The 25,019-nt window shown below is 58.9% G+C and carries 25 protein-coding genes; 14 read left to right on the top strand and 11 right to left on the bottom strand.

Going from position 1 to position 25,019, the window contains the following annotated elements:
• Nucleotides 1-50 precede the first annotated feature (50 nt).
• From ACQUQU_RS02940 to ACQUQU_RS02955, 4 genes are all read right to left on the bottom strand, one after another.
• Nucleotides 51-818: a hypothetical protein gene (locus ACQUQU_RS02940; RefSeq protein WP_430461758.1), complete on the bottom strand. Its 768-nt coding sequence runs from the start codon at nt 816-818 to the stop codon at nt 51-53.
• A gap of 60 nt (nt 819-878) precedes the next feature.
• Entirely contained in the window at nt 879-1,667 is a 789-nt protein-coding gene (locus ACQUQU_RS02945; RefSeq protein ID WP_430461759.1) for a substrate-binding periplasmic protein, read from the bottom strand.
• Between the two features lie 29 nt (nt 1,668-1,696).
• Complete coding sequence (locus ACQUQU_RS02950; protein ID WP_430461760.1) at nt 1,697-3,091, bottom strand: RsmB/NOP family class I SAM-dependent RNA methyltransferase; 1,395 nt, start codon at nt 3,089-3,091, stop codon at nt 1,697-1,699.
• Nucleotides 3,092-3,192: 101 nt separating this feature from the next.
• Complete coding sequence (locus ACQUQU_RS02955) at nt 3,193-4,206, bottom strand: helix-turn-helix domain-containing protein (protein ID WP_430461761.1); 1,014 nt, start codon at nt 4,204-4,206, stop codon at nt 3,193-3,195.
• A 186-nt stretch (nt 4,207-4,392) separates the two neighbouring features.
• Here ACQUQU_RS02955 and ACQUQU_RS02960 point away from each other — a divergent pair, with 186 nt between their 5' ends.
• The 7 genes from ACQUQU_RS02960 to ACQUQU_RS02990 all read left to right on the top strand — a co-directional run bounded on the left by ACQUQU_RS02960 (nt 4,393) and on the right by ACQUQU_RS02990 (nt 10,575).
• Entirely contained in the window at nt 4,393-5,238 is an 846-nt protein-coding gene (locus tag ACQUQU_RS02960; protein ID WP_430461762.1) for a metal-dependent hydrolase, read from the top strand.
• A gap of 150 nt (nt 5,239-5,388) precedes the next feature.
• Nucleotides 5,389-5,880, top strand: a complete 492-nt coding sequence (locus ACQUQU_RS02965) for an FxsA family protein (RefSeq protein WP_430461763.1) — start codon at nt 5,389-5,391, stop codon at nt 5,878-5,880.
• Between the two features lie 135 nt (nt 5,881-6,015).
• Nucleotides 6,016-6,309, top strand: a complete 294-nt coding sequence (locus tag ACQUQU_RS02970) for a co-chaperone GroES (RefSeq protein ID WP_430461764.1) — start codon at nt 6,016-6,018, stop codon at nt 6,307-6,309.
• A 49-nt stretch (nt 6,310-6,358) separates the two neighbouring features.
• On the top strand, nt 6,359-7,999 hold the full coding sequence (groL, locus tag ACQUQU_RS02975) for a chaperonin GroEL (RefSeq protein ID WP_430461765.1): 1,641 nt from the start codon (nt 6,359-6,361) through the stop codon (nt 7,997-7,999).
• Nucleotides 8,000-8,314: 315 nt separating this feature from the next.
• Complete coding sequence (locus ACQUQU_RS02980) at nt 8,315-8,587, top strand: hypothetical protein (RefSeq protein WP_430461766.1); 273 nt, start codon at nt 8,315-8,317, stop codon at nt 8,585-8,587.
• Entirely contained in the window at nt 8,574-8,894 is a 321-nt protein-coding gene (locus tag ACQUQU_RS02985; RefSeq protein WP_430461767.1) for a hypothetical protein, read from the top strand. The genes ACQUQU_RS02980 and ACQUQU_RS02985 overlap by 14 nt, the downstream gene beginning before the upstream one ends.
• Nucleotides 8,895-8,913: 19 nt before the next feature.
• Nucleotides 8,914-10,575, top strand: coding sequence for a PepSY-associated TM helix domain-containing protein (locus ACQUQU_RS02990; protein ID WP_430461768.1), 1,662 nt, complete (start codon nt 8,914-8,916; stop codon nt 10,573-10,575).
• Between the two features lie 17 nt (nt 10,576-10,592).
• Here ACQUQU_RS02990 and ACQUQU_RS02995 read toward each other — a convergent pair whose 3' ends face one another.
• From ACQUQU_RS02995 to ACQUQU_RS03005, 3 genes are all read right to left on the bottom strand, one after another.
• Nucleotides 10,593-11,615, bottom strand: a complete 1,023-nt coding sequence (locus ACQUQU_RS02995; RefSeq protein ID WP_430461769.1) for a succinylglutamate desuccinylase/aspartoacylase family protein — start codon at nt 11,613-11,615, stop codon at nt 10,593-10,595.
• Between the two features lie 19 nt (nt 11,616-11,634).
• Entirely contained in the window at nt 11,635-12,537 is a 903-nt protein-coding gene (rimK, locus tag ACQUQU_RS03000; protein WP_430461770.1) for a 30S ribosomal protein S6--L-glutamate ligase, read from the bottom strand.
• Between the two features lie 85 nt (nt 12,538-12,622).
• On the bottom strand, nt 12,623-13,567 hold the full coding sequence (locus tag ACQUQU_RS03005) for a tRNA dihydrouridine synthase (RefSeq protein ID WP_430461771.1): 945 nt from the start codon (nt 13,565-13,567) through the stop codon (nt 12,623-12,625).
• A gap of 340 nt (nt 13,568-13,907) precedes the next feature.
• Between ACQUQU_RS03005 and ACQUQU_RS03010 the strand changes: the two genes are divergently transcribed.
• The 4 genes from ACQUQU_RS03010 to ACQUQU_RS03025 all read left to right on the top strand — a co-directional run bounded on the left by ACQUQU_RS03010 (nt 13,908) and on the right by ACQUQU_RS03025 (nt 18,070).
• Nucleotides 13,908-14,153 carry an OadG family protein gene (locus ACQUQU_RS03010; protein ID WP_430461772.1) on the top strand — a complete coding sequence of 82 codons (246 nt, stop codon included), beginning with the start codon at nt 13,908-13,910 and terminating at the stop codon, nt 14,151-14,153.
• A 61-nt stretch (nt 14,154-14,214) separates the two neighbouring features.
• Nucleotides 14,215-15,981, top strand: a complete 1,767-nt coding sequence (oadA, locus tag ACQUQU_RS03015) for a sodium-extruding oxaloacetate decarboxylase subunit alpha (protein WP_430461773.1) — start codon at nt 14,215-14,217, stop codon at nt 15,979-15,981.
• A 9-nt stretch (nt 15,982-15,990) separates the two neighbouring features.
• The gene (locus ACQUQU_RS03020) at nt 15,991-17,292 is read left to right on the top strand and encodes a sodium ion-translocating decarboxylase subunit beta (RefSeq protein ID WP_430461774.1); all 1,302 of its coding nucleotides are present in this window, start codon (nt 15,991-15,993) and stop codon (nt 17,290-17,292) included.
• Between the two features lie 178 nt (nt 17,293-17,470).
• Nucleotides 17,471-18,070 (top strand): outer membrane beta-barrel protein, encoded by a 600-nt coding sequence (locus tag ACQUQU_RS03025; protein WP_430461775.1) that lies wholly within the window; start codon nt 17,471-17,473, stop codon nt 18,068-18,070.
• A 32-nt stretch (nt 18,071-18,102) separates the two neighbouring features.
• Here ACQUQU_RS03025 and ACQUQU_RS03030 read toward each other — a convergent pair whose 3' ends face one another.
• Nucleotides 18,103-18,411: a globin gene (locus ACQUQU_RS03030; protein ID WP_430461776.1), complete on the bottom strand. Its 309-nt coding sequence runs from the start codon at nt 18,409-18,411 to the stop codon at nt 18,103-18,105.
• Between the two features lie 182 nt (nt 18,412-18,593).
• A complete protein-coding gene (locus tag ACQUQU_RS03035) occupies nt 18,594-20,108 on the bottom strand; it encodes a cobyric acid synthase (protein ID WP_430461777.1) in 1,515 nt (504 codons plus the stop codon).
• Nucleotides 20,109-20,151: 43 nt separating this feature from the next.
• On the opposite strand from ACQUQU_RS03035, the gene cbiB reads away from it, so the two are divergent.
• Genes cbiB through ACQUQU_RS03050 form a run of 3 tightly spaced genes read left to right on the top strand, consistent with a single transcriptional unit; the run spans nt 20,152 to nt 23,204 of the window.
• Nucleotides 20,152-21,174 carry an adenosylcobinamide-phosphate synthase CbiB gene (gene cbiB, locus ACQUQU_RS03040; RefSeq protein ID WP_430461778.1) on the top strand — a complete coding sequence of 341 codons (1,023 nt, stop codon included), beginning with the start codon at nt 20,152-20,154 and terminating at the stop codon, nt 21,172-21,174.
• On the top strand, nt 21,171-22,217 hold the full coding sequence (locus tag ACQUQU_RS03045) for a threonine-phosphate decarboxylase (protein ID WP_430461779.1): 1,047 nt from the start codon (nt 21,171-21,173) through the stop codon (nt 22,215-22,217). Before cbiB ends, ACQUQU_RS03045 begins: the two co-directional genes overlap by 4 nt.
• 51 nt (nt 22,218-22,268) lie before the next feature.
• Nucleotides 22,269-23,204 (top strand): cobalamin-binding protein, encoded by a 936-nt coding sequence (locus ACQUQU_RS03050; protein ID WP_430461780.1) that lies wholly within the window; start codon nt 22,269-22,271, stop codon nt 23,202-23,204.
• 8 nt (nt 23,205-23,212) lie between these two features.
• Here ACQUQU_RS03050 and ACQUQU_RS03055 read toward each other — a convergent pair whose 3' ends face one another.
• Nucleotides 23,213-23,641: a hypothetical protein gene (locus ACQUQU_RS03055; protein ID WP_430461781.1), complete on the bottom strand. Its 429-nt coding sequence runs from the start codon at nt 23,639-23,641 to the stop codon at nt 23,213-23,215.
• Nucleotides 23,641-24,912, bottom strand: a complete 1,272-nt coding sequence (locus tag ACQUQU_RS03060; RefSeq protein ID WP_430461782.1) for a hypothetical protein — start codon at nt 24,910-24,912, stop codon at nt 23,641-23,643. Before ACQUQU_RS03060 ends, ACQUQU_RS03055 begins: the two co-directional genes overlap by 1 nt.
• Between the last annotated feature and the right edge of the window lie 107 nt (nt 24,913-25,019).

The raw sequence follows: 25,019 nt of genomic DNA on the forward strand, positions 1-25,019 counted from the left end.
GGCGGTTTTTTTATGTCTGGCGTTTGCCTGTCTGTGCGCTGGCCGGCCGCTCAGTGCGCTTTTTCACCATCCGGCGCCGAGGCTTGCTCCTGCACGAGGGAATGCATAAAGCGTTCTTTAATCGTGTCGAGCCGGCCGCTGTCTTCCATCTGTTGCAGCACCTGCGTCAGCGGCTGCACCAGATTTTCGTGTTTGCGGTTGAGGTAGTGGTAAATGCGGAATGAGGCCAGCGTGTCGGGCACGACATACAGAGGCACGGCAACGGTCTCCTGCCAGCAGCGGGCAACCGAGGAGGGCACCAGCGCAAAATCGACCCGCTTGTTGACCACCATGCGCAGCAGTTGTCCGGCGGTGCCGGGTTGCTCGGCGGCGCTCACCGGCTGATCCATCAGGTTGTACAACGACATACCGCGAGTGATGCCCAGATGATACTGGCCGATTTTATTCAGCGGCACATTCTGCAGCTCCGGCGTGGAGGTCACTGCCACAATATCCAGCGTAATCAGGGGAACCGGCACCCGGCGCAGATGGGAATAGCGGCTTTCAACGGCGTCGATGCGGCCCATTTCGGCATCCAGCTTACCCAGATCGGCCAGCTCCAGTGAACGCGGCGACGGCCATTCGGAAATGATGAAGGTGAGCTTCAGCTGGTCGTAGGCTTCGCGCAGCACGTTCACGCCCAGACTGTTCAGCGGGTATTTCTCCATGGCGCCAATCACCAGAGGTTCTGGCTTTTCGGCCGGCGCCACCGGTTTTACATCGGCCTGCGACAGCGGGCTTATCAAGAGCGCCAGTAACAGCGCGACAGAAGACTTCATGGTGAATTTCCGCAGAGCAATAGCGAAAGTTTAGCAGTCTGTCGTGGAATGACAGCGCAATTAATCGGCGCTGGTCCGGGTGTCCGTCAGGGCATCGCTGTGGCGGATAAACTCGTCTAGCAGACGCGCCAGCTCGCCGTTGTTCGCCAGTTGTCTGAGCGCCTGCGTGAGGGCGGGGATCAGCGCCGCGTGGCGTTCATGCAGATAGTGATACACTGGAAATTCGCCCAGCGATTCGTTCAGCAGATACAGGCGCGTCTTGCCGCTCTGGGCACGTTGCTGCAACCAGCGCTGCGCCAGCGTGTCGGGCACAATGGCGAAATCAATGCGCCCGCTGACCAGCATCTGGTGCAGCTGCTGCGTGGTGCGCGGTTGTTCAAGATGCCCGGGCGCCAGGTTCAGACGCTGGTAGACCATGGCGCCAAGATAGGCTCCCAGATGGTATTCGTTCAGGGACGTGAGTGGGGTGCGGGCCAGTGCTTGCTGGGTGTTGACCGCCACCAGATGCAGATTCAGCAGTGGCACAGGGACGGGTAGCAGGTGCGGGTAATCGTGTTCGATGCCGGCGATGCGCGCCAGCTCGCCATCCAGTTCGCCGGCCGACGCCAGGCTCAGTGAGCGGGTGGCCGGATATTCGGCCAGCGTCACGGAGTAGCCGAGCGGCTGGTACAGTTGCCGGAGGATGGCAAGCCCGGTGTCGTTCATCGGGAAGCTGCTCATGGCGCCGACCGTGATGCTGCTTTGGCTGTGTTCAGCCGCAACGGCCGGGCAGATGGCTGCGCTGCTGACCAGCACCAGTCTGGTCAGCAGCCGGAAGAAGCGTCCCCGAATCCGTATCCTTACTTTCACCGGGTGTCTCCCGTTGGCCGGTCAGAGCCTCAGTTTGCCTCAGCTTTGTTCAGTAACGCCACAAACATGGTGTCGCTGTCGTCCTGCGGCAGACCCAGCAGACGCATCTCGCCAACGCTGAAGGCCGGGTTGTTGCTGAGGAAGCGGGCCACCAGATCTTCGTTCTCGGCCACCGCCCAACTGCAGGTGGCGTACACCAGCAGACCGCCGGCTTTGACCGATTCACCGGCCAGTGACAGCAGCCGCAGCTGCAGTTCGTTGAGGTCGGCGGTGTCGTCGTCGCTGAAGCGCCAGCGGGCGTCCGGGTTGCGGCGCCAGGTGCCGGCCGAACTGCAGGGCGCGTCGACCAGCACTTTGTCGAAGCCGCCGTTGCGGGCAATTTCCTGCGGCAGACGCAGGGCTTCGGTACCGTTCCAGACGAAGGTACGCACGTTGTGTGCACCGGCGCGGCTGGCGCGGCGTTTGAGTTCGTCCAGCTTGTACTGATGCAGATCGGTGGCGACCAGCGCCCCTTTGTTGTTCATCGGACCGGCAAGGGCGAGGGTTTTGCCACCGGCGCCGGCGCAGGCATCCCAGATTTTGTCGCCCGGTTGCGGGTTCAGCGCGGCGGCAATCTGCTGGCTGGCCAGATCCTGAATTTCCAGCTGACCGCTGCGGTACAGCTCGCTGCTGTCGACGCCTTTGCCGCCACGTGCGGCCAGATGGCCTTTTTCCATGGCGGCGTTAATGCCGCCGTCGCGCAGGTTCTGCAGCATGTCTTTCAGCGCCTGTGCGTCATCCGGCTGCGCCAGCGGGTTGCGGCGCAGCGGGTTTACCCGCAGCCACAGCGGCGGCAGCTGATTCTGCTGGCGGATAAAGTGCAGCAGCTGTTCCTGATCCCAGCGACTGGCACTGGCGCGTTGCTGCAGCAGCGGCAGCCACTGCGGGCGTACGCCCTGCCACATCAGGCCGAGGGCCGACAGCGGCGACTGTTCAGCCTGATACGCCACCTGCTTGAGCAGACGGCTGCGGTCCTGATCGTCCTTTTGCAGGCGGGCGAAGTCCCAGCGTTCGCCGGCACGGCGTTCGATCCAGCTCCACAGGGTTTGTGCCTGAAAACCGGACAGGCGGCGTTCGGCCCATTGGCCGTCCCACTCGGCCCAGTCGGCTTCGGTCCAGACCAGTTGCGCACGGCCGGTGTACACATCTTCCAGCGCGCAGGCCAGCTGCTGATAGCGCAGGGCATCGGCCATGGCGCGGCTGATCAGGGCCGGAGTCCACTGGCCTTCGCTGTTGAGGTTGCGTAACTGACCGCGCAGCCAGCGATCCAGCGCCGGGCGGGGTGCCATGGCACACCACTGGCTCCACAGGGTAATCAGCGGATGACGGGCTTGTGGACGTCCGTGGGACGGGCGGCGGGGAGTGGAGCGGGACTTAGAACGCATGGACGGGATCCGGGTTTGAAACGGTGCGTGATTTAACGGCCAGACGGGGCCTGAGCCCAATTAAATTGGGCTATAAAAACCGTATTCTCGGTAGGCTCAGGTTATTGCTGCAGACGGAATTGCGACGGTGAAACGCCGGCCCAGGTTTTAAAGGCTTTGGCGAAGTTGCTGGCGTCGCTGAAGCCCAGCCGCTCGGCCACCAGATCCACCGGCAGTTCGGTGCGCAGCAGGGCCTGTGCATGCTGGAAGCGCACGTCGTCTTTCAGTTGCTGAAAGCTGTTGCCGTCGGCTTTGAGCTTGCGGTTCAGGGTGGCGGCCGACATGCACAACAGACCGGCGACGGTTTCGACGGTCGGCAGCTCCGGCAGGCGGTTTTCCAGAATCTGGCGCACCTTGGCGGTCACCGGCCGACCCTGATTCAGGTGGGTGAGGGCCGACTGCAGTTGCTGTTCGGCCATGCCTTCGAGCTGGGGGTTAAAGAAGGGCAGCGGGTGCACCAGCACATCGGCCGGCCAGTTGAGGCTGTTCTCGCCCGCCGATGAGATCACCCGACAGTGCGGCAGAATCTGCTGCGCCGAGAAATCCGTTTCTATGCTGGTCAGAATGCGGCTCTCGGCCTCGCGCCCGACCGGGCCTACCAGGGTGCGGCAGATGGTTTCGATGCTGGCCAGAAACGCCAGCGACAGAAAGGCGCCGGCAACCTTGTTGTTGAATCTGGGTTCGATGAACAGGTGACGTTCGTGTTCGCTGGCGTCACGGGCAATGCTGAAAATCTGCGCGCGGGTTTCGACGTAGCGGGTCACTTTGTCGGCGGCGTCGGCCATGGTGGCGCTGTACTGGGCGGCGTAACCGAGGGCGCCGTGCTTGGACAGCGTCATGCGTTTGCCGTATTCCAGCGCGATGCTCAGGTCGTTGGTCAGGGCACAGAACTGCTCGACCACGCGCAGGGCGGAGTCGTGGCCGACCAGCACACCGGGCTGGAACAGCAGCTCTTCCGGCAAGCCGGAATCGCGCAGCAGGTCGGCGGCCGAAATGCCGTGCTCAAAGGCCAGTTCGGCGAGCAGAATCAGATAATCGGACGAAACTATGTAGTTGCCCGTTCCCAGGGTTTTCATGTGTCTGGTCTTTTTTGTTGTTATTCGTCTGCGTTAAGGGCGTCAGAATGCATGAATAGCACCGGCCGCTGCAAGCTTATCACCGGGGGCCAATGGGCGGAGTATGCCATAGTGTCTGACAGGGTTAGGGGTGCCGCCCCGCCAGTGCCGCTGGTGCAAAGGCAGCCGTGAAACCAGGAGTTCCCCATGACTGAATACAATAATAAGGCCCAGTCACCTGAAATTAAGCCGCGTCGCATGGCGTTCGACACAACAAGCCCGATGCGCAAGTACAGCTTCGACAACAATTCCCTGATCAGCACCTTTTTCTACGCGCTGTCAGCCATGTTCCCGGACGGCGAGCGTTTCTTCATTCATTCGGTGCGTAACTATCAGAACGAAATCGACGATCCGAAACTGCTGGCGGAGATCCGCGGCTTTATCGGTCAGGAAGCCCATCACGGACATTCCCACGAAGGCCTGAACAAAGCCATTCAGGACATGGGCTTCCCCATGGACGAAGTGACCAATCACATGAAAAGCCGCATTGAGATGCTCAAGCGCGTATTTGGCAAAGGCCGTCAGCTGGCGCTGACCGTGGCCATGGAACACTTCACCGCGTCACTGGCTGAGTTCCTGCTGAAGAATCCGGAAATTCTGGACGACGTAGACCCGACCATCCGCCAGATGCTGATCTGGCACGCGGTGGAGGAAATCGAACACAAGGCCGTGGCCTTTGATGTGTACCGTCTGAAAGTGAACCGCGAATTCATGCGCAAGCGCGTGATGGTGATTGCCATGATCAGCCTGTTCACCCGCATCGCTTACTTCCAGTACCGCATGCTGCGTGAAGACCGCCACCTGCCGAGCCTGAAAGAATGGTGGGGCGCCACTAAGTTCTTCTGGGGCAAGAAAGGCATTCTGCGCGACAACATGCGTGGTATGCGTATGTTCTTCCGCACCGGGTTCCACCCGTGGGACATCGACCAGCATCACCTGATTGATGGCTGGCAGGAACGTCATCCGGACGTGGCTGCGCTGCAGATGAACTGATGATTTCCGCGGCGGACTGGAGGTGAGAGACAGTCCGCCGCACTTTTTTACCTTTCCTGACCTCCCTTCCGGTTGTATTCACCCCTTCAGGCTCCCATATAAGTGTCAGGCGCCGTTGATGGCCCACTCACTGACCGCGCGGAGTTTCCTGTGCCTTTATTTCTGATTTTTATTGTCCTGCCTGTGGTTGAGCTTGCTGTGCTGATCAAGGTGGGTTCCCACATCGGCGTACTGTGGACGCTGCTGCTGATTTTCCTGACCGCCACCATTGGTGTAACCCTGTTACGGGCGCAGGGACTGGCAACCCTGATGCGTGCCAGCCGTAAGCTGGAAGAGGGCGCCGTGCCGGCGGCGGAACTGGCCGAAGGTTTCTTGCTGGCGCTGGCCGGCGCTTTGCTGATTACTCCGGGCTTCGTCACCGACGCCATCGGCTTCAGCCTGCTGGTGCCGGGCGTGCGCCAGAGTCTGGTGGGCTCGGTGCTGAAAATGCTGAAAGTCCGCGCCGTCAGCGGTATGCGCAGCTCGGTGTTTGGCAATGCCACTGTGTTCCGTGATGCCGAAAACGCTCAGCGCGAGGAGCGCATTCACCGCAACAGCAACGGCACCAACACCATTGAAGGCGAGTATCGTCGCGAAGACTGAAAATTTTTTTGCAGCGGGTGTTGAAATCCCCCGGGCCGGCCCCCAGTTAGCTAACCATCAGATTTTGGGGCAGCAGGCCACCGGCCTGACCCCGGTTAACAGCAAACATTGCTTAAACATTGGAGAAAACCTCAAATGAAAATCCGTCCTTTACACGATCGCGTCGTTGTTCGTCGCAAGGAAGAAGAGCAAACCACCGCTGGCGGTATCCTGCTGCCAGGTGCTGCGGCTGAGAAGCCGAATCAGGGTGAAGTGGTTGCCGTCGGTACTGGTCGCATTTCCAACAATGGCGAAGTCGTTGCTATGTCCGTCAAAGTGGGCGACACCGTGGTATTCGGTAAGTACTCCGGTTCCAACACCATCAAGATCGGCGGCGAAGAGCTGCTGATTCTGAACGAAAGCGAAATCTACGGCGTAATCGAAGCTTAATTGGTCTGCTTCACCGTACTTCACTGAACTCGAATTTAAGGAAACAGAAATGGCAGCTAAAGACGTAAAATTTGGCAATGACGCCCGCGTAAAAATGCTGGCAGGTGTGAACATCCTGGCCAACGCGGTAAAAGTGACTCTGGGCCCTAAAGGCCGCAACGTGGTACTGGAGAAGTCCTTCGGTGCACCAACCATCACCAAAGACGGTGTGTCCGTCGCCAAAGAAATCGAACTGGAAGACAAGTTCGAGAACATGGGCGCACAGATGGTGAAAGAAGTTGCTTCTCAGGCCAACGATCAGGCCGGTGACGGCACCACCACAGCAACCGTTCTGGCACAGGCCATTGTTAACGAAGGTCTGAAAGCCGTTGCCGCTGGCATGAACCCGATGGATCTGAAGCGCGGTATCGACAAAGCCACTGCGGCGGTTGTTGAAGCGCTGAAGCAACAGGCCAAGCCTTGCACCGATGCAAAATCCTGGGCTCAGGTGGGTACTATCTCTGCCAACTCTGACGAAACCGTGGGCCGCATCATCGCTGAAGCGATGGAAAAAGTGGGCACCGAAGGCGTGATCACCGTTGAAGAAGGCAAAGGCCTGGAAGACGAACTGGAAGTGGTTGAAGGTATGCAGTTCGACCGCGGCTTCCTGTCTCCGTACTTCATCAACAACCAGGAAAAAATGACTGCCGAGCTGGAACACCCGCTGATCCTGCTGGTGGACAAAAAAGTCGACAACCTGCAGGACCTGATTCCGGTTCTGGAAGCCGTTGCCAAATCCGGCCGTCCGCTGCTGATCGTCGCTGAAGACGTTGAAGGTCAGGCGCTGGCTACTCTGGTAGTGAACAACCTGCGCGGCACTTTCAAAGTGGCTGCGGTTAAAGCACCAGGCTTCGGCGATCGTCGTAAAGCCATGCTGCAGGACATCGCCGTTCTGACCGGTGGTCAGGTGATTTCTGAAGAAGTGGGCATGTCTCTGGCCACCACCACTCTGGACGTTCTGGGTACTGCCAAGAAAGTCGTGATCAGCAAAGAAAACACTGTGATCGTTGACGGTGCTGGTTCTGCCGATGGCGTGAAAGCCCGTGTTGAACAGATCCGTGCTGAAATGGCCGCTTCTACTTCTGACTACGACAAAGAAAAACTGCAGGAACGCGTCGCCAAACTGGCTGGCGGTGTTGCCGTAATCAAAGTCGGCGCTGGTTCCGAAGTGGAAATGAAAGAGAAGAAAGACCGCGTCGACGACGCTCTGCACGCAACCCGTGCTGCGGTTGAAGAAGGCGTGGTTGCTGGTGGTGGTGTGGCTCTGGTGCGTGCCCTGACTCAGGTGCAGATCACCGGTGACAACGAAGACCAGAATGTGGGTATCGCTCTGGCGCTGCGCGCCATGGAATCCCCGATCCGTCAGATCGCTGCCAACGCCGGTGCCGAAGGCTCCGTTGTGGTTGATAAAGTGAAAGCCGGTTCCGGTGCGTTCGGCTTCAACGCTGCCACTGGCGTTTACGGCGACATGATAGAAATGGGTATCCTGGACCCAGCCAAAGTAACCCGTTCTTCTCTGCAGGCCGCTGCTTCCGTTGCTGGTCTGATGATTACCACCGAAGCCATGGTCGCTGAACTGCCGAAGAAAGATGCGCCAGCGATGCCAGACATGGGCGGCATGGGCGGAATGGGCGGCATGGGCATGATGTAAGCCCGCTGCCATCGGCTATGCCGCAACATATTCAGTGGCATGGGCGGTGTGGGCGGCATGGGCATGATGTAAGCCCGCTGCCACAAGCGTGATTGAAAAGAGCAGCATGGGCGTGATGTAAGCCCTGCTGTCAGCAGAACAGCGCCCGCATTAAGGGCACTGCGAAAACCGGCCTCACAAGGGCCGGTTTTTTATTGTCCGGCGTTTGGCGCCGTGCGTCTCAATAAATGCAAATAGTTATCATCAGCTATTGAAATAGATATTATTATTCGTCAGAATTAAATGAGAAAACATATCATTTAAGAGGCTGGCGCTATGATCCTGCTCTTTCTGGCGATGACGCTCGCGGGTTGCGTCGTGCTGTATCTGTCGCACCCCAATCAACGCTGGCTGGTGCTGCCATTACGGTCTCTGTTATGGCGCTGGGCTGGCCTCGCGCTGCTGATCGGTGGACTGCTGGCAGCGGTCAGTTATCTGCCGGTGAATGCGGCCCTGTTTGCCTGGCTGGTGATCATGATGCTGGTCATCGGTCTGCTGCCGTTTGCCTCACTGCTGATCATCGATAGGGGTCGTCGTGAACACCCCTGATAAGCCTTCGTTAACATCATCCAGCCGCGCTCAGCCTCGGCGCCCGGACTGGTGGCGTAAAACCCTGGCCGGTGCGGTCGGTGGTTTTCTGCTCGCGTTGTCGCTGGTGGGTATCTTCGCCTGGGCGGGGCCGGGCGGAATCTCAGCACCGGATAAGGTGCAGTTCAATATGTGGATGATCACGCCGCTGTGGCTGCTGATCTTCAGTCTGGTGTACCTGTTCCGCACGGGTAACCGTGCGCTCTTCTGGCTTACTGTTGCCAACCTGATCAGCTGGACGCTTCTGTCTTTGCTGAAAGCCGCCTGACCGTCCGAGGAATCTGATCATGAAAGTCGCGAGCGATGTTTTACGCGTCTACAAAACCCTGCACACCTGGGTCGGTATCACCTCCGGTCTGTTGTTGTTTATTGGCTTTTTTGCCGGTGCGCTGACCATGTTCAAGCAGCCGCTCGATGGCTGGGCACGTTCGCCGCAGGAACGACTGCCGGCGGTGGCGCACGATCAGCTGGATACACTGGTGGAGCAGGTGCTGGCGACCTATCCGGATGCCCGTCACGGCTTTAAGCTCGCGCTCACCGACGAGCTGCAGGTGATGGCGCCGCTGGTGTGGGAGGCCCATGAAGAAGGCGAAGAAGCCGGCCACGGCCCGGATTTAACCGGCCATCGCTGGCTGGCCGGACTCGACGGGCAGGGGCAGCTGGTTGCGCGTGAAATTCAGCCGTCGATGCTGGGTGAGCTGATCGACATGCTGCACCGCACGGCCGGTGTACCGGGGCAGTGGGGCGGGGAATACATCGGGATTTACCTGATGGGCGTTGCCGGGGCTTTATATGCGCTGGCGCTGATTTCCGGCCTCATTCTGCTGCTGCCGACGCTGGTCAAAGATTTCTTTGTATTGCGCCCGGGTAAAAACCGGAAGCGCTTCTGGCTGGATGCGCACAACGTCATCGGCATCACCAGTCTGCCGTTTCATCTGGTGATTGCGTTTACCGTGGTTGTGTTTGCCTTTCACGATCAGTTTTACGATGCACTGGGCGAACTGGTTTACGGTGACACCCCCATGTTCGGCGGCCGTCCCGGTGTCAAACCTGTAGTGCACGATTTCAGTGAATTACGCCCGGCCAGTGAATTATTGGCCACGATTCAGACGGCCGCGGCGGATTTTCAGGTTAAAGAACTGGTGTACATGGGGCTCGATGGTCCGCGTCCATTGGTGCGGGCGGCCATTTATCATCCGGATTATCTGGTGCGCGGCCCCTACACCGCATACGTCGGTGTGAATCCGTACTCTGGTGCATTAACCATGACCGGCATGCTGCCGGGCATGAGCAATGACTGGAGCGATATTGTCATGACCTTTTTCGCTCTGCATTTCGGCAGCTTCGCCGGTTTACCCGTGCGCTGGACGTATTTTCTACTCGGTTTAAGCGGCGCCTTTTTATTTTATTCCGGCAATTTGCTGTGGATCGAATCGCGCCGCAAAAAACAGAAACGCGGACAGCCGTGCCCGGTGCAGGCGCGTAATACGCGCTGGATGGCGGCCGCTACCGTGGGAATTTCGTTGGGTTCTGTGGGGGCGGTGGCGCTGACCATCGCCTCGGCCAAATGGGCGGCATTGATGTCGGTAAGCGATATTAATGGCTGGTATCTGACGCTGTATTACAGCCTGTTTGTAGCGGCTGTGCTGTTGGCCTTCTGGCGCGGCGCAGCGGCGGGTGCGGTGACATTATTGAAAGCGTGCGCATTGGCGTGCTGGAGCATTCCGCTCAGTACGCTGCTGGGCGCCTTGATGCCGGAATCCGGCTTGTGGGCCTATACCCAATTAAGTGCACTGATGGTCGATATAACGGCTGGCGTGCTGGGCGCAGGCTTCTGGTGGGCATCACGCCGTACCCTGCGGCGTTTACAGCAGGCCGCTGCCGATACGGTATGGACGCTGAATGCGCCGGCGGAACAAACACGGCCGGCGGTGCAACCGGCTGGCTGATTCTGGCTGCTGGTATTTTATTGCGTCAGATCGTCGGGCAGCAGATCCTGCAGCTGCTCGATACCTTCCACAACATCCGACGGCTGATGGAAATAGGCGATGTGGTACATGGCCTCACCTTCCTGCACCAGCGGAATATTCTGTTTGCCGATAATAATGCCCTCGTAGGCGGTGCGAACTTCGTTCAGCACGTTGCCGTACGGGTCACGGATGGTCGCCAGTAATTCATTGGCCTGCACGCGGTCGCCGAGTTCTTTGTGCAGCTGCACAAAGCCGCTGTCGGTTGCTCGTGCCCAACGGCTGGTACGCGCGGTGACGGGTTCAATGGCGGCTTTTTTACTGCGGCTTTTCGGCAGCATGCCGAGGTGGCGCATCACATTAATGGTGCCGCGCTCGCCGGCAAGAATACTCAGCTCGTCATAACGCAGCGCTTCACCGGCTTCGTACAGCAGCGTCGTAACGCCTAAGTCCGAGGCGGCCTGACGCAACGAGCCGTCGCGCACGTTGGAATTCAGCAGCACAGGCACACCGAAGGCGCGGGCGAGGGCGAGGGTTTTTTCATCATCCAGATTGGCGCGGATTTGCGGCAGGTTCGAGCGGTGCAGGGCACCGGTGTGAAAATCGATACCAAAATCGCATTTCGCCACAATTTCGTCGATGAACAGGCTGGCGATGCGTCCGCCCAATGAGCCTTTTTTACTGCCGGGAAATAAGCGGTTTAAATCGCGCCGGTCGGGCAGGTAACGGCTGTGATTAATCACGCCGTACACGTTGACCACAGGCACGGCGATTAACGTGCCGCGCAGGCTGCGTAATTTCGGGGAATGAATTAAGCGCTGAATAATGGAAATGCCGTTCAGCTCGTCGCCATGGATGGCCGCGCTTAAAAACAGCGTGGGACCGTCCTGTTTGCCGCGTTTCACATAAACGGGAATCGACAGGGCGGCGTCTGTGTATAACCGCCCGGCGGGTAATTCAATTTTCTGGGTTTCGCCCGGGCGGACAGTGATTCCGCCGATGGTCAGTCCGTTACGCGACATAAGCTCCTTCAGAGTCTGATCAGCCGTTACCTTTGGTGCGGGTGCTGTTGCGGGTGGTGCGTTCGAGGAATTGATACACCATGGCGGCAACGTCTTTACCGGTGGCGGTTTCAATACCCTCCAGACCCGGTGAGGAGTTTACTTCCATCACCAGCGGGCCGTTGTTTGAGCGCAGAATATCCACGCCACACATGTTCAGGCCCATGGCCTTGGCGGCATCGACGGCGGTTTTACGTTCCGCGGCCGAAAGACGCACGATTTCCGCTGAACCGCCACGGTGCAGGTTGGAACGGAATTCACCTTCCGCCGCCTGACGCTTCATGGCCGCGACCACTTTGCCACCCACCACCAGACAGCGGATATCGGCGCCGCCTGCTTCTTTAATGTATTCCTGCACCAGAATGTTGGCGTTCAGACCCATAAAGGCTTCGATGATGCTTTCTGCCGCTTTTTTGGTTTCTGCCAGCACCACGCCGATGCCCTGCGTGCCTTCCAGCAGCTTGATCACCAGTGGCGCGCCACCGACGTTACGGATCAGGTCGTCGACGTTGTCCGGGCGGTGCGCAAAACCCGTGCGTGGCAGGCCGATGCCTTTGCGTGACAGCAGCTGCAGCGAGCGCAGTTTGTCGCGCGAGCGGCTGATGGCCACGGATTCATTGATCGAATAGGTGCCGGTCATTTCAAACTGGCGCACAACCGCGGTGCCGTAGAACGTAACCGAAGCGCCGATGCGCGGAATCACCGCGTCGTATTTAGGTAAGGCTTCACCCTTGTAACGCACCGCCGGCTTACTGCTGGTGATGTCCATGTAGCAGTGCAGAGTATCAATAATATCGACTTCATGTCCGCGTTGTTCACCCGCTTCTTTCAGACGACGGGTCGAATAAAGATTGGGATTACGGGACAGAATGGCAATGCGCATAGGGGAAATCCGGGGATGTTCGGGAGGCGGATAGTCTGCACCCGCCGCGTGTAAAAGTCAGCATTGTGGCCAAAAGAAAAGCGCCTCAGGCGCGATTTCGGAGGCTTTGTGCCGTTTCTTCCACGGCGGCGACAAAGGCGTTGCGTTCGCGCTCACGTTTTACCACCTGGAAAATCGTTTCCAGCTCAGCGGAATGCTGGGCGAAGTAGTGCAGCCATTGCTTCAGACGGTCGGTCAGGCATTTGTCGCGCAGGTCTGCAAGCTTGGGCACCAGACTCATAAACAGCGCCAGATTCTGTTCCCAGGTCAGCGGCGTATGCGCCAGCAAACCGTGATCGGCTTTGATGCGCGCGGCGAGGTCGGGCATGGACACTAAGCCGCGGCCGATCATCAGCAGGTCGGAGCCACTTTCGGCCATGCACTGGCGCGCCTGCGCCGGAGTCCAGATTTCGCCGTTGGCGATCACCGGGATATCGGTCACTTCTTTAATACGGGCGATCCAGTCCCAGTAGGCTGGCGGTTTGTAACCTTCGGTCTTGGTGCGCGCATGCACGGTCAGCCACTGAATACCGGCGTCGCTTAACGCTCTGGCGTTGTCGAGGGCCAGTTCTTTATTCAGGAACCCCAGCCGCATTTTGGCACTGACCGGTATTTCCGGCGGTACAGCATCGCGCACGGCTTTGGCGATGCGGTGCAGCAGATCCGGGAACTGCAGCAACACGGCGCCGCCCTGGCTTTTGTTCACGGTTTTGGCCGGGCAGCCAAAGTTGAGGTCGATGGCGGGGGCACCGAGCTTGGCCGCTTTGCGCGCGTTGGCCGCCATCAGTTCCGGGTCGCAGCCCAGTAACTGCACGTGCACCGGAGTGCCGGCCAGGGTTTTGCCGCGCAGATCACCCGGATGCAGCAGCTCGGGGCAATAGCGGCGGAAGACCTTCGCCGGATAGACCTGCTGGGTGACGCGGATAAACTCAGTCACGCAATGATCGATACCGCCGACCCGGGTCAGAATGTCGCGCAGATGGTGATCCATCAGGCCTTCCATGGGCGCTAGGGCAATGTAAGGACGGTGCGGGGACGTCTGGAACGGGAGCTCGCCGGTAAACATGATCACAACTGTCGTGAAAAGGGCGCGCAGTATACCCGCGCTGGTGTGCGCCTCTCCAGTGCTGATGCTGGCTGGCGCCCGGTTTGCGGATAAGTTGCCGTGCATTGATCTGCGGCATCAAAGGCCGTTTAAGACCTGTGGGTATAAGTTGCCCGACTACCCCCTTTTCAGTACTCTGGGGCGTCTTTTTGCTCCGCATCCGGTGTCTGAACCGGAAGCCGGCAGCGAAGGGTGAGGAACAACACATTACAAAGGAGCCCCCTGAATGGCTGAGCCAAGTCTCATCTCGCAGGGTTTGGAACTGATGATTTTCGGTATGGGCGTGGTATTCGTCTTCCTGACGATGCTGGTGTACGTAACCGGATTCATGTCCAAGCTGGTCAATAAACTTGCACCTGAACAGGAAGTGGTTGCCGCCCCGGTGCGCACTGCCCGACCTCAGGGTGTGGACCCGCAATTGCTGAAAGTACTGTCAGCGGCGGTCAAGGAACATCGCGCACGCCAAAAGTAACGCGCGATATAAAAATAACCCCCAACGTCCACAACGTTAACGGAAGAAAAGGTCATCACCCATGTCCGGTTCTAAAAAATTAGGCATTACCGACGTCGTTCTGCGCGACGCTCATCAGTCCATTCTGGCTACCCGCATGCGCATCGACGACATGCTGCCCATCGCCTCCAAACTCGATCAGGTTGGTTACTGGTCGCTGGAGTCCTGGGGCGGTGCGACGTTCGATTCCTGCATCCGCTTCCTCGGTGAAGACCCGTGGGACCGCATCCGCGAATTCAAAAAGGCAATGCCGAACACCAAACATCAGATGCTGCTGCGCGGTCAGAACCTGCTGGGTTACCGCCACTATGCCGATGACGTGGTGGAAAAGTTTGTAGAACGTGCCGCTGTTAATGGTGTGGACGTATTCCGCGTATTCGACGCGATGAACGATCCGCGCAACCTGCAGACTGCTCTGCAGGCGGTGAAAAAACAGGGCAAACACGCGCAGGGCACTCTGTCCTACACCACCAGTCCGGTACACACGCTGGACGCCTGGGTGGATCTGGCCAAGCGCATCGAAGACATGGGCGCTGATTCCATCGCCATCAAAGACATGGCCGGTGTACTGACGCCTTACGCGGCGTTTGAACTGGTATCACGCCTGAAAGCGCAGACCGATCTGGAAGTGCAGCTGCACGCGCACGCCACTGCCGGTCTGTCGGACATGACCATTCTGAAAGCCGTTGAAGCCGGTATCGACCGCGTCGACACCGCTATTTCTTCTATGTCCATGACCTACGGCCACACAGCCACTGAGTCTGTAGTGGCGGCTCTGGCCGGTACCGACCGTGACACAGGTCTGAACCTGCTGTTGCTGGAAGAAATCGCCGCTTATTTCCGCGACGTGCGTAAGAAATACGCCAAGTTTGAAGGCGCACTGAAAGGCACCGACAGCCGTATTCTGGTGGCTCAGGTACCGGGCGGCATGCTGACCAACATGGAAAACCAGCTGCGCGAGCAGGGTGCTTCCGACAAGTTCGACGAAGTGCTGCAGGAAATTCCGCGTGTGCGTGAAGATCTGGGCTTTATTCCACTGGTCACCCCGACTTCTCAGATCGTCGGCACCCAGGCCGTGCTGAACGTACTGGCGGGCGAGCGTTACAAATCCATCTCCAAAGAGACTCAGGGCATTCTGAAAGGCGAATACGGTGCTGCACCGGCGCCAATGAACGCTGAACTGCAGGCCCGCGTGCTGGAAGGCAAAGCGCCGATCACCTGCCGTCCGGCCGACCTGATCGAAAACGAACTGGATAAAGTGATCGCCGACGTTGAAAAACTGGCGGCGGAAAAAGGCGTTAAGCTGGCCGCCGACAAGATCGACGACGCCCTGACTTACGCCATGTTCCCGCAGATCGCACCTAAGTTCCTGGCCAACCGTGGCAATGCGGATGCGTTTGAGCCTGCACCAACGGGTGCTGCGGCGGACACTTACACCATCAACGTAGACGGCAACGAATACGTGGTGAAAGTGAACGAAGGCGGCGACGTGACTCATCTGGCGCCAATCAACGGTGCGCCAATGGCGATCGGTGGCGGTGCCTCTGCCGGTGCTGCGGCAGCGGCCGTTGGTGGCGGTGAGCCGGTGGCTTCACCACTGGCCGGTAACATTTTCAAAGTGCTGGTACAGCCGGGTGATCAGGTAACCGAAGGGGATCTGGTGATCGTGCTCGAAGCCATGAAGATGGAAACCGAGATCCGTGCACCTAAGACCGGCACCATCGGCAGCGTATCCGCGAAAGAGGGTACGGCTGTGAAAGTGGGCGACACTCTGTACACCATCGCCTAAGGAGCCGTCATGCAAAGTCTGATTAACCTCTGGCACGATACCGGTCTGTATCACATGGAAGCCGGTCAGCTCATCATGATGCTGATTGGTTTCGTGATGCTGTATCTGGCCATTAAAAAAGGCTTCGAGCCTCTGCTGCTGCTGCCGATTGCTGTGGGTACCCTGATGGTAAACATCCCGGGTGCCGGCATGGGCTGGTCGGCGGCGGAAGCGGCGATCCGCACCGGCAATGCCGAACTGATTGAGCAATTCCGTGTGCTGTTTCACCTGGCCGCTGACGCGGATATCCATGCTCTGCTGGAAGCCTATCACCACGCACCGGTGGGCGAGTACAACCAGGCTCTGGCGCTGGGTCTGGCCAACGGCTTTGAAAACGGCATGCTCTACACCTTCTACAAAGTGACCATCGCCAGTGGTGTTGCACCGCTGCTGATTTTCATGGGTGTGGGCGCCATGACCGATTTCGGTCCGCTGCTGGCCAACCCGAAAACCCTGCTGCTCGGCGCCGCCGCTCAGTTCGGTATTTTCGGTACCCTGTTCGGCGCTGTGCTGCTGACCGATGCGGGTCTGATGGACTTCACCATGAAGCAGGCGTCGGCCATTGGCATCATTGGTGGTGCAGACGGTCCGACCTCGATCTTTATTGCTTCCAAACTGGCGCCGGAACTGCTCGGTGCAATTGCGGTAGCGGCCTACTCCTACATGGCCCTGGTGCCTCTGATTCAGCCGCCGATCATGCGTCTGCTGACCACAGAAGCCGAGCGTAAGATCAAGATGGATCAGCTGCGTACCGTATCCAAAAACGAGAAGATCATCTTCCCGATTGCGGTACTGATTCTGGTGGCTCTGCTGCTGCCGTCAGCAGCACCGCTGCTGGGCATGTTCTGCTTCGGCAACCTGATGCGCGAATCCGGTGTGGTAGAACGTCTGAGCGACACAGCCCAGAACGCGCTGATCAACACAGTGACCATTTTCCTCGGCCTGTCCGTGGGTTACAAAATGAGCGCCGACGCGTTCCTGAACAGCAGCACCATTGCCATTGTGGTACTGGGTCTGATCGCCTTCTCGATCGGTACCGCCGCTGGTGTACTGATGGCCAAGCTGATGAACAAGCTGAGCAAAGAACCAATCAACCCGCTGATTGGTTCTGCCGGCGTATCCGCTGTACCGATGGCGGCCCGTGTATCCAATAAAGTGGGTCTGGAAGCCAACCCGCAGAACTTCCTGCTGATGCACGCCATGGGCCCGAACGTGGCTGGCGTTATCGGCTCGGCGGTGGCGGCGGGTGTGATGATCTCCTACTTCGGCTGATCAGCTACCCCAATAAAAAAGGCGCCTTCGTGCGCCTTTTTTATTGGGCTCAAGGTCGTGCCTCATCGTTCTTTGATCAGAATGGAACGACTGTCATCGAATTGATATTGATTCTGTACACAATACTGATACTCTGCGGCCGGCTTAACTAAGCCGTTGTTCTTAATAAGGAAGTTTTATGTCTGCTTATAAAGTATCCGCGTTACTGCTGGCCGTTCTGGCTGTTCCCGCCGTGGCGTCTGAATCGTCCGCGATTGCCGGTGTTAATCTTGCAACCAGTATGTCTGGTACCGCACAGGCGGAATTCGACCAGTTCGGTGTGACGCTGGAAGAAGACTTTGATTCGAACGCGTTCTCTGTGTTTCTGGGCTACCAGACAGAGCGTAATAACCGCTTCAAAGTGAGCTACGAAAGCCGCAGCTTTGCACTGGATAAAAGCAATGTTACCGAAGACGCCAGCGGTTTCCGTTTTGACTGGGATTTCGTCTACGGCGAAGAAAAGGTGCACCCGTTCTGGTCAATCGGCTTTGGTTTCTACACTCTGGAAGACCCGGCCATTCTGACCGGCAGCAATCTGGAAGGTGACGACCTGTCTGGTGTTTCTTTCCAGATGGCGGGCGGCGTGAAGATTGATCTGGCCGACAATCTGGAAGCCAGCATCGCGTTTGAACGTCAGGCTATTGGCTGGCAGGAAATTGAAATCAGCTACTACGACGAAACCATCAATATGACCTACGTTCACAACAGTCTGAACGCCGGCCTACTGATGCGCTTCTGATAAAAAAGGCGCCTTTGGGCGCCTTTTTTGTTTCAGTACATGCTCTGAATCATTTCAATCGACGGGCGCAGGGCGTTGCGCCAGCTGAGTTCAATCTCCGGGCTGTACTCGGCGTCATGGCGGCTTAATGTCTCCAGTAACGCGTCCATCCACATGCTGTAAAACATGGGATTAATATTCAGTTTATGGCGGCTGTGGCTTTCACCCAATGCGCGGATTTTTGCATCCGACATACCACGGGCGTGCATCACCAGCCACATAATGCCACCGCGCAATAATGCACGCTGGGCATCCATGTTGGTATTGACGAACATGGCGCGGATTTCCGGCGATTTTTTCATGAAGTTATTGTAAAAGTCCTCATAAAAAGCAGGGCTGTTACAACTCCGTCCATAACTTTGAAACACCTTGTCGGCATCGGTCATATGGCTGGTTCTCTTTTCGTTATTGATACTGCGCTAAAAAAGGCGCGCAGGGTACTTCCGCCATAGGAAAAATGCAAAGAGGTTGTCGTTATTTTCCACTAACGTGAGGTGAATGTGGCCAATGCCTGATCGAGTTTCTGCCAATCAATTTGGCCCTCTACGGAATCGGCCAGACGCTGAATATCCGCTTCTCGGCGGGCGCGGAAATCGCAGGCTTTTACGTCATGTAAACCGGCCCAGCGCAGCACGGCCGATAGGGCTTCGGGTGTGTCGAATAATCCGTGCCAGTACGTGGCGAAAATCTGGCCATCGGCACTGACCCAACCGCAGCCGGCATCCTGTACCGTGCGCCCGCCGTTGTCGTTTTGAACGGAAATACCGGCGTGAATTTCATACCCCTGAGCCGCGGTTTTCTGCTGCTCCGGTAATTGCAGAAATCCCTGAATTAATTTCAGCGTTTTTATGGATTTAATCTCGGTACTGATGGGTAAAAACCCCAGGGCGGCTGAGCTGCCGGCCTGATCTTCTGTGCCTTGCGGGTCGTGAATCACGTCGCCCAGCATTTGCAGGCCACCGCAAATGCCCATGAGTTTGCCGCCGTAGCGTAAATGGCGCTGCAAATAGTCTGGCCAGTTGCCCGGTTGCTGCAGCAGCCAGTGCAGGTCGGCGCGGGTATTTTTTGAGCCCGGCAAAATCACGAGGTCGGCCGGCGGTGGTGTTTGTCCGGGGCCGACCAGCGTGAGTTTCACCTGCGGGTGCAGGCGCAGGGCATCAAAGTCGGTGTGGTTGCTGATGCGCGGATACACAGGTACCACCACCTGCAACGGCTGGCCTTCTTGGGTGTCCTGTTGCAGGTTGAGAGAATCCTCGGCGTCGAGATACAGGCCCTGTAAATACGGCAGTACGCCCAGCACGGGTTTACCGGTTTCTTTTTCCAGCCAGTCGAGGCCCGACTGCAGCAGCGAAATATCGCCGCGGAAGCGGTTAATCACAAAACCGATCACGCGCTGACGTTCGCTGTCGCTCAGGCAGGCGAGGGTGCCGACGATATGGGCAAAGACGCCGCCGCGGTCGATGTCGGCAATCAGAATCACCGGGCAGTCGACGGCTTCCGCAAAGCCCATATTGGCGATGTCGTTGGCGCGCAGATTAATTTCCGCCGGGCTGCCGGCGCCTTCGACCACCACCGCATCGAATTGCTGCTGCAGGCGGCCGTAAGAATCGAGCACGGCCTGCATGGCCGTTTTTTTGTAGGCCATGTAGTCGCGGGCGGGCAGATTGCCGATGGCTTTGCCCTGAATAATCACCTGCGCACCCATGTCGCTGGACGGTTTGAGCAGCACAGGGTTCATATCGGTGTGCGGCGCCACACGACAGGCTTCGGCCTGCAGCGCCTGTGCCCGGCCGATTTCACCACCGTCGGCGGTCACGGCGCTGTTGAGCGCCATATTCTGTGGCTTGAACGGTGCGACGCTGAAACCGGCATCGTTAAAAATCCGGCCCAGTGCGCACACCAGCGTGCTCTTGCCGGCGTCTGACGTCGTGCCTTGCACCATCAGGGTCAGGGGCTGGCCATTGGCCAGTGGCTGCAAAGGGGTGAAGGGGCTGGACATCTGGTAAACTCGGGCGCTTTTCTGAAGGCGGCCATTGTACGTCATGCTTCTTTTGCTTTGCGGATTTTTCGGTCCGGCGCTCTCACCTCTGCTGCTGTTGCTCTGGCCGTGTCTGCTGCTGGCGGCGATGCTGCTCGACCGTTGGCTCGGCGAACCTTCACGTTTTCATCCGCTGGTGGGGTTCGGCCGTTGGGCCGCCCGTGTCGAAGCATGGCTGAACCGCGGCCGGCAACGCCAGCTGCGCGGCCTGCTTGCCACGCTGCTGGTGCTGGCGCCGGGGCTGCTGGTGGCCGGGCTGTTATGGTGGCTGAGCCATACCGCCTTGTATCTGTGGCTGCTGGCCGAAGTGCTGGTGCTGTATCTGTGCATTGGCTGGCAGAGTCTGCGCGAACACGTGGGTGCGGTTGCTCAGGCGCTGAGCGCAAACGATCTGGATGGCGCCCGGCAGAAACTGAGCTGGATCGTCAGTCGCGATACGCAGCAGCTGGCGCCTGCTGAAGTGGCGCAGGCCGGCATCGAAAGCCTGCTGGAAAACAGCTCAGATGCCTTGTTTGCGTCGCTGTTCTGGTTCCTGCTGGGCGGCGCGTCGCTGACGCTGCTGCACCGCTGGGTGAACACGCTGGACGCCATGTGGGGTTACCGCACTGAACGCTTTAATGCATTCGGCCGTTTTGCCGCCCGTTTTGATGATGTGCTGGCGTACTGGCCGGCGCGCCTAACGGCACTTGGTTTTGCCCTGGTCAGCGGTCATCCACGCCGTGCGCTGGGCTGCTGGCGTCAGCAGGCGGGCGCCTGTGCCAGTCCCAACGGCGGCGTGGTGATGACCACGGGTGCCGGCGCTCTGGGCGTTCTGCTCAGCCGTCGCGCCTGTTATCACGGGCAGTGGAAAACCAAGCCGCCGATGGGTTGCGGGCCGGTGGCCGACGCTGCCGACCTGCCCAGGGCCGAGCGCCTGATCCGGCGTACGCTGTGGTTGTCTCTGCTGCTTGCTGTGCTGGTTGCCCTGATCGCGGCTCTGATGCTGGCACTGCCGGTGGTGGTTTATCCGGCGGGCTCATCAATATGAAACTCAAACCCATCCCGGCTCAGGCCCTGCACGGTGCCAATCTGCACGAGGCCATTGCGCGCTTCGGCGGCTGCGTATCGGACTGGCTGGATCTGTCATCGGCCGTCAGCCCCTACAGCTGGCTGGACGAATGCGGCACCGAGCTGCCGTTGGCCAGCGCCCATCATCTGCCGGCGGCGGATGACGCATTCGCGGCGGCGCAGCGGGCGTATTACGGGCGCACGGGGCTGGCACTGGCGGGCAGTCAGGAGGCCATCCGGCTGTTGCCCGGCTGTTTTGCGCCTGCGGACGTCTGGGTGCTGAAGGGCACCTATGGCGAACACGCGCTGCGCTGGTCTATGGCCGGCCATCAGGTGCAGGAACTGAGTGAAACGGCGATCAGGGCGCGAATCTCGGCCGGCGACCAGCCCGGCTGTGTGGTGCTGGTGAATCCGGGCAATCCGGGCGGGGAGCGCTTTGCGCCGGCGGAGATTCTGCACTGGGCTGAACACATGGCCGGCGGCTGGCTGGTGGTCGACGAAACCTTTATCGACCTGACCCCGCAACAGAGCCTGCTGGCTGCGCTGGATGAACTGCCGTCCAACCTGATCGTGCTGCGCTCACCGGGCAAGTTCTTCGGGCTGGCCGGGCTGCGTGCCGGCTTCGTGTTTGCCAGCCAGGCGGTGACGGCGGCGCTGGCCGCTCACGCCGGCCCCTGGACCTTATCCGGCCCGGCGCAGCATTGGGTGACTCAGGCGCTCAACGACCGCGACTGGCAACAGGCGCAGCGCGAGCGTCTGGCCACTGCCCGCCAGCGGATGCAGGCCCTGTTCAGCGGCTGGCCCGTGGTGGCTGCTACCGACTTGTTTTTCACGCTGGAAAGCCCGGATGCAGCCCGCTGGCACAACGCTCTGGCCGGCCAGAAAATCTGGACCCGCTTGTTCGCGCAGCAACAGCGTCTGCGGCTGGGGTTGCCGGCCACTGAGGCGGATGTCCGCCGCTTGGGGCAGGTGCTGGAGGCCCTGCACAACTCGAATCCACTCAATGGCGCGGGGCGCGAATGAAACGCTCCGCATATATCAGCCATCGCTTCTTCACAACCACCGGAAATCGCTATGACGCTCGTACGTAATACTGTGGCTGGAATCAGCCGGACACTGCTGATGCTGGCAGGCCTGCTCAGTGGCGGCCTGATTCAGGCAGAGGTCGTTGCCACCGGTGCGATTGATATCACCGACGACCTTGGTGTGCGCCATCAGCTGGCGCAGCCTGCGCAGCGCATTGTGGCACTGATGCCGCATGGTACTGAGCTGTTGTTCGAGGTGGGGGCCGGGGCGCAGGTGGTCGGCACGGTCGACTATTCAGACTACCCGCTGGCGGCGAAACAGATACCGCGTGTGGGCGGCTACAGCGGCCTGAATATTGAAGCCATCGTGGCGCTGAACCCGGATCTGGTGGTGGCCTGGCCAGAGGGCAACAAAACCCGCGAGCTGGAACGGTTGCGCCAGCTGGGCTTGCCGTTGTTTGCTTCCGACCCGCGCACCTTTGATGGTATTGCCAACAGCTTAGAGCGGCTGGGGATCGTCAGCGGGCACGCCGCCGAGGGAAAACAACGCGCCGACGAGGTCCGCAGCCGCACGCAGGCGCTGCGCGATACCTACAGTCATCAGGCGCCGCTGACGGTGTTTTATCAGGTGTGGCACGAACCTCTGCTCACCCAGAATGGCTCGACCTTTATTTCCCACGCCATTGAGCTGTGCGGTGGCCACAACATTTTTGCCGATCTGCCGTTAACGGCGCCTCAGGTCAGCATCGAAGCGGTGTTGGCAGCCGATCCGCAGGTGATTGTTGCCAGCGGCATGGGCGCCAGCCGTCCGGAATGGCTGGACGAATGGCGCAAATACCCGGGCCTGACGGCGGTGGCAACCAACAGCCTGTATCACATTCATCCGGATTTCTTTAACCGCCCGACGTCCCGTTTTCTGACCGGCACCGAGCAGCTGTGCGCGGCCATGGCAGGCACCCGTCAGCGCGCGGCATCCACACGCTGACCAGAGCGCTAGTTGTTGGTGCGGTACAGCACCGACAGCTCCGGCGGTAACGCCACACTGGCCGGAATGTAGCCCACATAACCGGGGTTTTCTTTCAGATAGGTCAGCAGTTCCGTCACATCATCCAGCTGGCGGGGCGGCGTCAGACGGCCGGTAAAACGCATCTGTGCCCAGTAGGCGTTGATGCGGGTTTCGGTCAGACCGACCACCCGGGTATTGAACACCGCACGGGCCGGATGACCGGGTGGCAGCACCACAGGGCGCAGGCCGTAGCCGAGTGAGGCGCCCATAAACAGGTTGCGGACCTGTTCGCGGGTCAGGGTCAGATCGGGTGCATTCAGATTGCTCACCACCAGAACGCCATCGCCGGCCATGGCGTTGACACCGGGCAGGAACAGCAGGGTCAGCAGCAGGCTGGTCAGGGTTATTTTTTTCATCAGAACACCCACTCCCAACCCAGTTGAAAGAGGGTAGCGCTGTATTTGTCGTTGGAATTGTCCTCGGTATAGAAGCCCGTCGATGGGGTAGCGAAGAATCCGCTGCGCGGTGACGTTTCCTTGAAGTAAGTGACATCTAATTTCAGCGCCTGATTGGTCTCGAAATCCCAGCGCAAACCGACCGTGTAAGAGTCCATGCTGCCGTTGGGTAAGGCACTGAAAAGCTGGTAATAGCCGGCAGCCATTTCATACAAGGCGTTGGCTAGCGGATCGGCTGATGGGCCTGCCGCCAGAATGGGCTGCAATTCGGTTTCGGCTTTCGGATCAGAGTAAGAGCTGGCGGCGTAGGTGCCATGCAGGGTCCAGTCGCCAACCCAGTAGCCAAGATTGCGACCTGCGGTAAGGTAGTAGCCGCTCAGGTAGGGCGCTGCAGCAAACTCCGACTTGGTTTTCACCCATTCCGCTTTGTAAAACGAGGACAGCGTATCGTAGGTCATTGCTGCCTGAATAAAAGAAACCTCGCCGGCCGAATTCAGTGAGTCGGCGCTGGCGTTAAAACCCGCCTGTGCCAGACCATTTTGCAGCGGCTCCAGCAGATCAATACGCGTGTCGTTGTAACCCCTGTGGTAAGACAGACGCAGTCCGATGTTGTTGCTGCGTACATTCAGCACCACGCCGCGCAGATCATCGACCCGTCCGGCAGCGTCTACTTTACTGCCGGCAATCAGGATATCGCCGTCGAAATAGCCGTAATAGGCTTCGATATCGAATGCGAAATTGTCTCCGGCAAAGTTATAGGTGCCGCTGACGCCATTAAAGGTCGAGAACAGATAGTTGCTGTAGACCTGAGCGGGAGCACTGACCCAGGGGTAGGAGTAGCCGACGTCAATGCCGTCGCTGTAGGTAAAAAAAGGCATGCGCAATTTGCCAGCCCGGAACAGCCATGCATCAGCCGGCCGGTAGCTCAGATACAGCCATTCGACGCCGGATTCGCGGTTGTCACTGCTGTGCGCCAGCAGCTGGCCGGTAACCGACCATTCATCGGTAAAGGTATAGGTGGGTTGCAGGGCGAACAGCGATTGCTGACGAAGTGACGCTCTTTCGCCGTATCCGCCGATTTCGCGTTCGGTCTCGCTGACAACCCCCGCCACCACGCGGGCAAAACCGGAGACATCCAATCCTTCCGGCAACGCATTGGCACTGCTTGCCATGAACGGCAGGCCCAACAGGCTGATGCTGAGCGCGCGGAGGATGAATGCACGGATGGACAAGCGCTGCGGTCCTGATGACAGCACAGCGCGCAGCCCGGCAGCAGAAAACTGGTCTGATAACATACTCACCCGATGCTTTGTAAGGGGATCTGTCTGAGTATAGAAGT

Source organism: Thalassolituus sp. LLYu03 (assembly GCF_050507655.1).
In the GTDB taxonomy this organism is placed as follows: domain Bacteria; phylum Pseudomonadota; class Gammaproteobacteria; order Pseudomonadales; family Oceanobacteraceae; genus Venatoribacter.

Bases quoted from the DNA above. Each gene is read 5' to 3' on its own strand.
- ACQUQU_RS02940 (WP_430461758.1), bottom strand. From the start codon at position 818: ATGAAGTCTTCTGTCGCGCTGTTACTGGCGCTCTTGATAAGCCCGCTG.
- ACQUQU_RS02950 (WP_430461760.1), bottom strand. From the start codon at position 3,091: ATGCGTTCTAAGTCCCGCTCCACTCCCCGCCGCCCGTCCCACGGACGT.
- ACQUQU_RS02955 (WP_430461761.1), bottom strand. From the start codon at position 4,206: ATGAAAACCCTGGGAACGGGCAACTACATAGTTTCGTCCGATTATCTG.
- ACQUQU_RS02960 (WP_430461762.1), top strand. From the start codon at position 4,393: ATGACTGAATACAATAATAAGGCCCAGTCACCTGAAATTAAGCCGCGT.
- ACQUQU_RS02970 (WP_430461764.1), top strand. From the start codon at position 6,016: ATGAAAATCCGTCCTTTACACGATCGCGTCGTTGTTCGTCGCAAGGAA.
- groL (WP_430461765.1), top strand. From the start codon at position 6,359: ATGGCAGCTAAAGACGTAAAATTTGGCAATGACGCCCGCGTAAAAATG.
- ACQUQU_RS02980 (WP_430461766.1), top strand. From the start codon at position 8,315: ATGATCCTGCTCTTTCTGGCGATGACGCTCGCGGGTTGCGTCGTGCTG.
- ACQUQU_RS02990 (WP_430461768.1), top strand. From the start codon at position 8,914: ATGAAAGTCGCGAGCGATGTTTTACGCGTCTACAAAACCCTGCACACC.
- ACQUQU_RS02995 (WP_430461769.1), bottom strand. From the start codon at position 11,615: ATGTCGCGTAACGGACTGACCATCGGCGGAATCACTGTCCGCCCGGGC.
- rimK (WP_430461770.1), bottom strand. From the start codon at position 12,537: ATGCGCATTGCCATTCTGTCCCGTAATCCCAATCTTTATTCGACCCGT.
- ACQUQU_RS03005 (WP_430461771.1), bottom strand. From the start codon at position 13,567: ATGGATCACCATCTGCGCGACATTCTGACCCGGGTCGGCGGTATCGAT.
- ACQUQU_RS03010 (WP_430461772.1), top strand. From the start codon at position 13,908: ATGGCTGAGCCAAGTCTCATCTCGCAGGGTTTGGAACTGATGATTTTC.
- oadA (WP_430461773.1), top strand. From the start codon at position 14,215: ATGTCCGGTTCTAAAAAATTAGGCATTACCGACGTCGTTCTGCGCGAC.
- ACQUQU_RS03020 (WP_430461774.1), top strand. From the start codon at position 15,991: ATGCAAAGTCTGATTAACCTCTGGCACGATACCGGTCTGTATCACATG.
- ACQUQU_RS03025 (WP_430461775.1), top strand. From the start codon at position 17,471: ATGTCTGCTTATAAAGTATCCGCGTTACTGCTGGCCGTTCTGGCTGTT.
- ACQUQU_RS03030 (WP_430461776.1), bottom strand. From the start codon at position 18,411: ATGAAAAAATCGCCGGAAATCCGCGCCATGTTCGTCAATACCAACATG.
- ACQUQU_RS03035 (WP_430461777.1), bottom strand. From the start codon at position 20,108: ATGTCCAGCCCCTTCACCCCTTTGCAGCCACTGGCCAATGGCCAGCCC.
- cbiB (WP_430461778.1), top strand. From the start codon at position 20,152: ATGCTTCTTTTGCTTTGCGGATTTTTCGGTCCGGCGCTCTCACCTCTG.
- ACQUQU_RS03045 (WP_430461779.1), top strand. From the start codon at position 21,171: ATGAAACTCAAACCCATCCCGGCTCAGGCCCTGCACGGTGCCAATCTG.
- ACQUQU_RS03050 (WP_430461780.1), top strand. From the start codon at position 22,269: ATGACGCTCGTACGTAATACTGTGGCTGGAATCAGCCGGACACTGCTG.
- ACQUQU_RS03055 (WP_430461781.1), bottom strand. From the start codon at position 23,641: ATGAAAAAAATAACCCTGACCAGCCTGCTGCTGACCCTGCTGTTCCTG.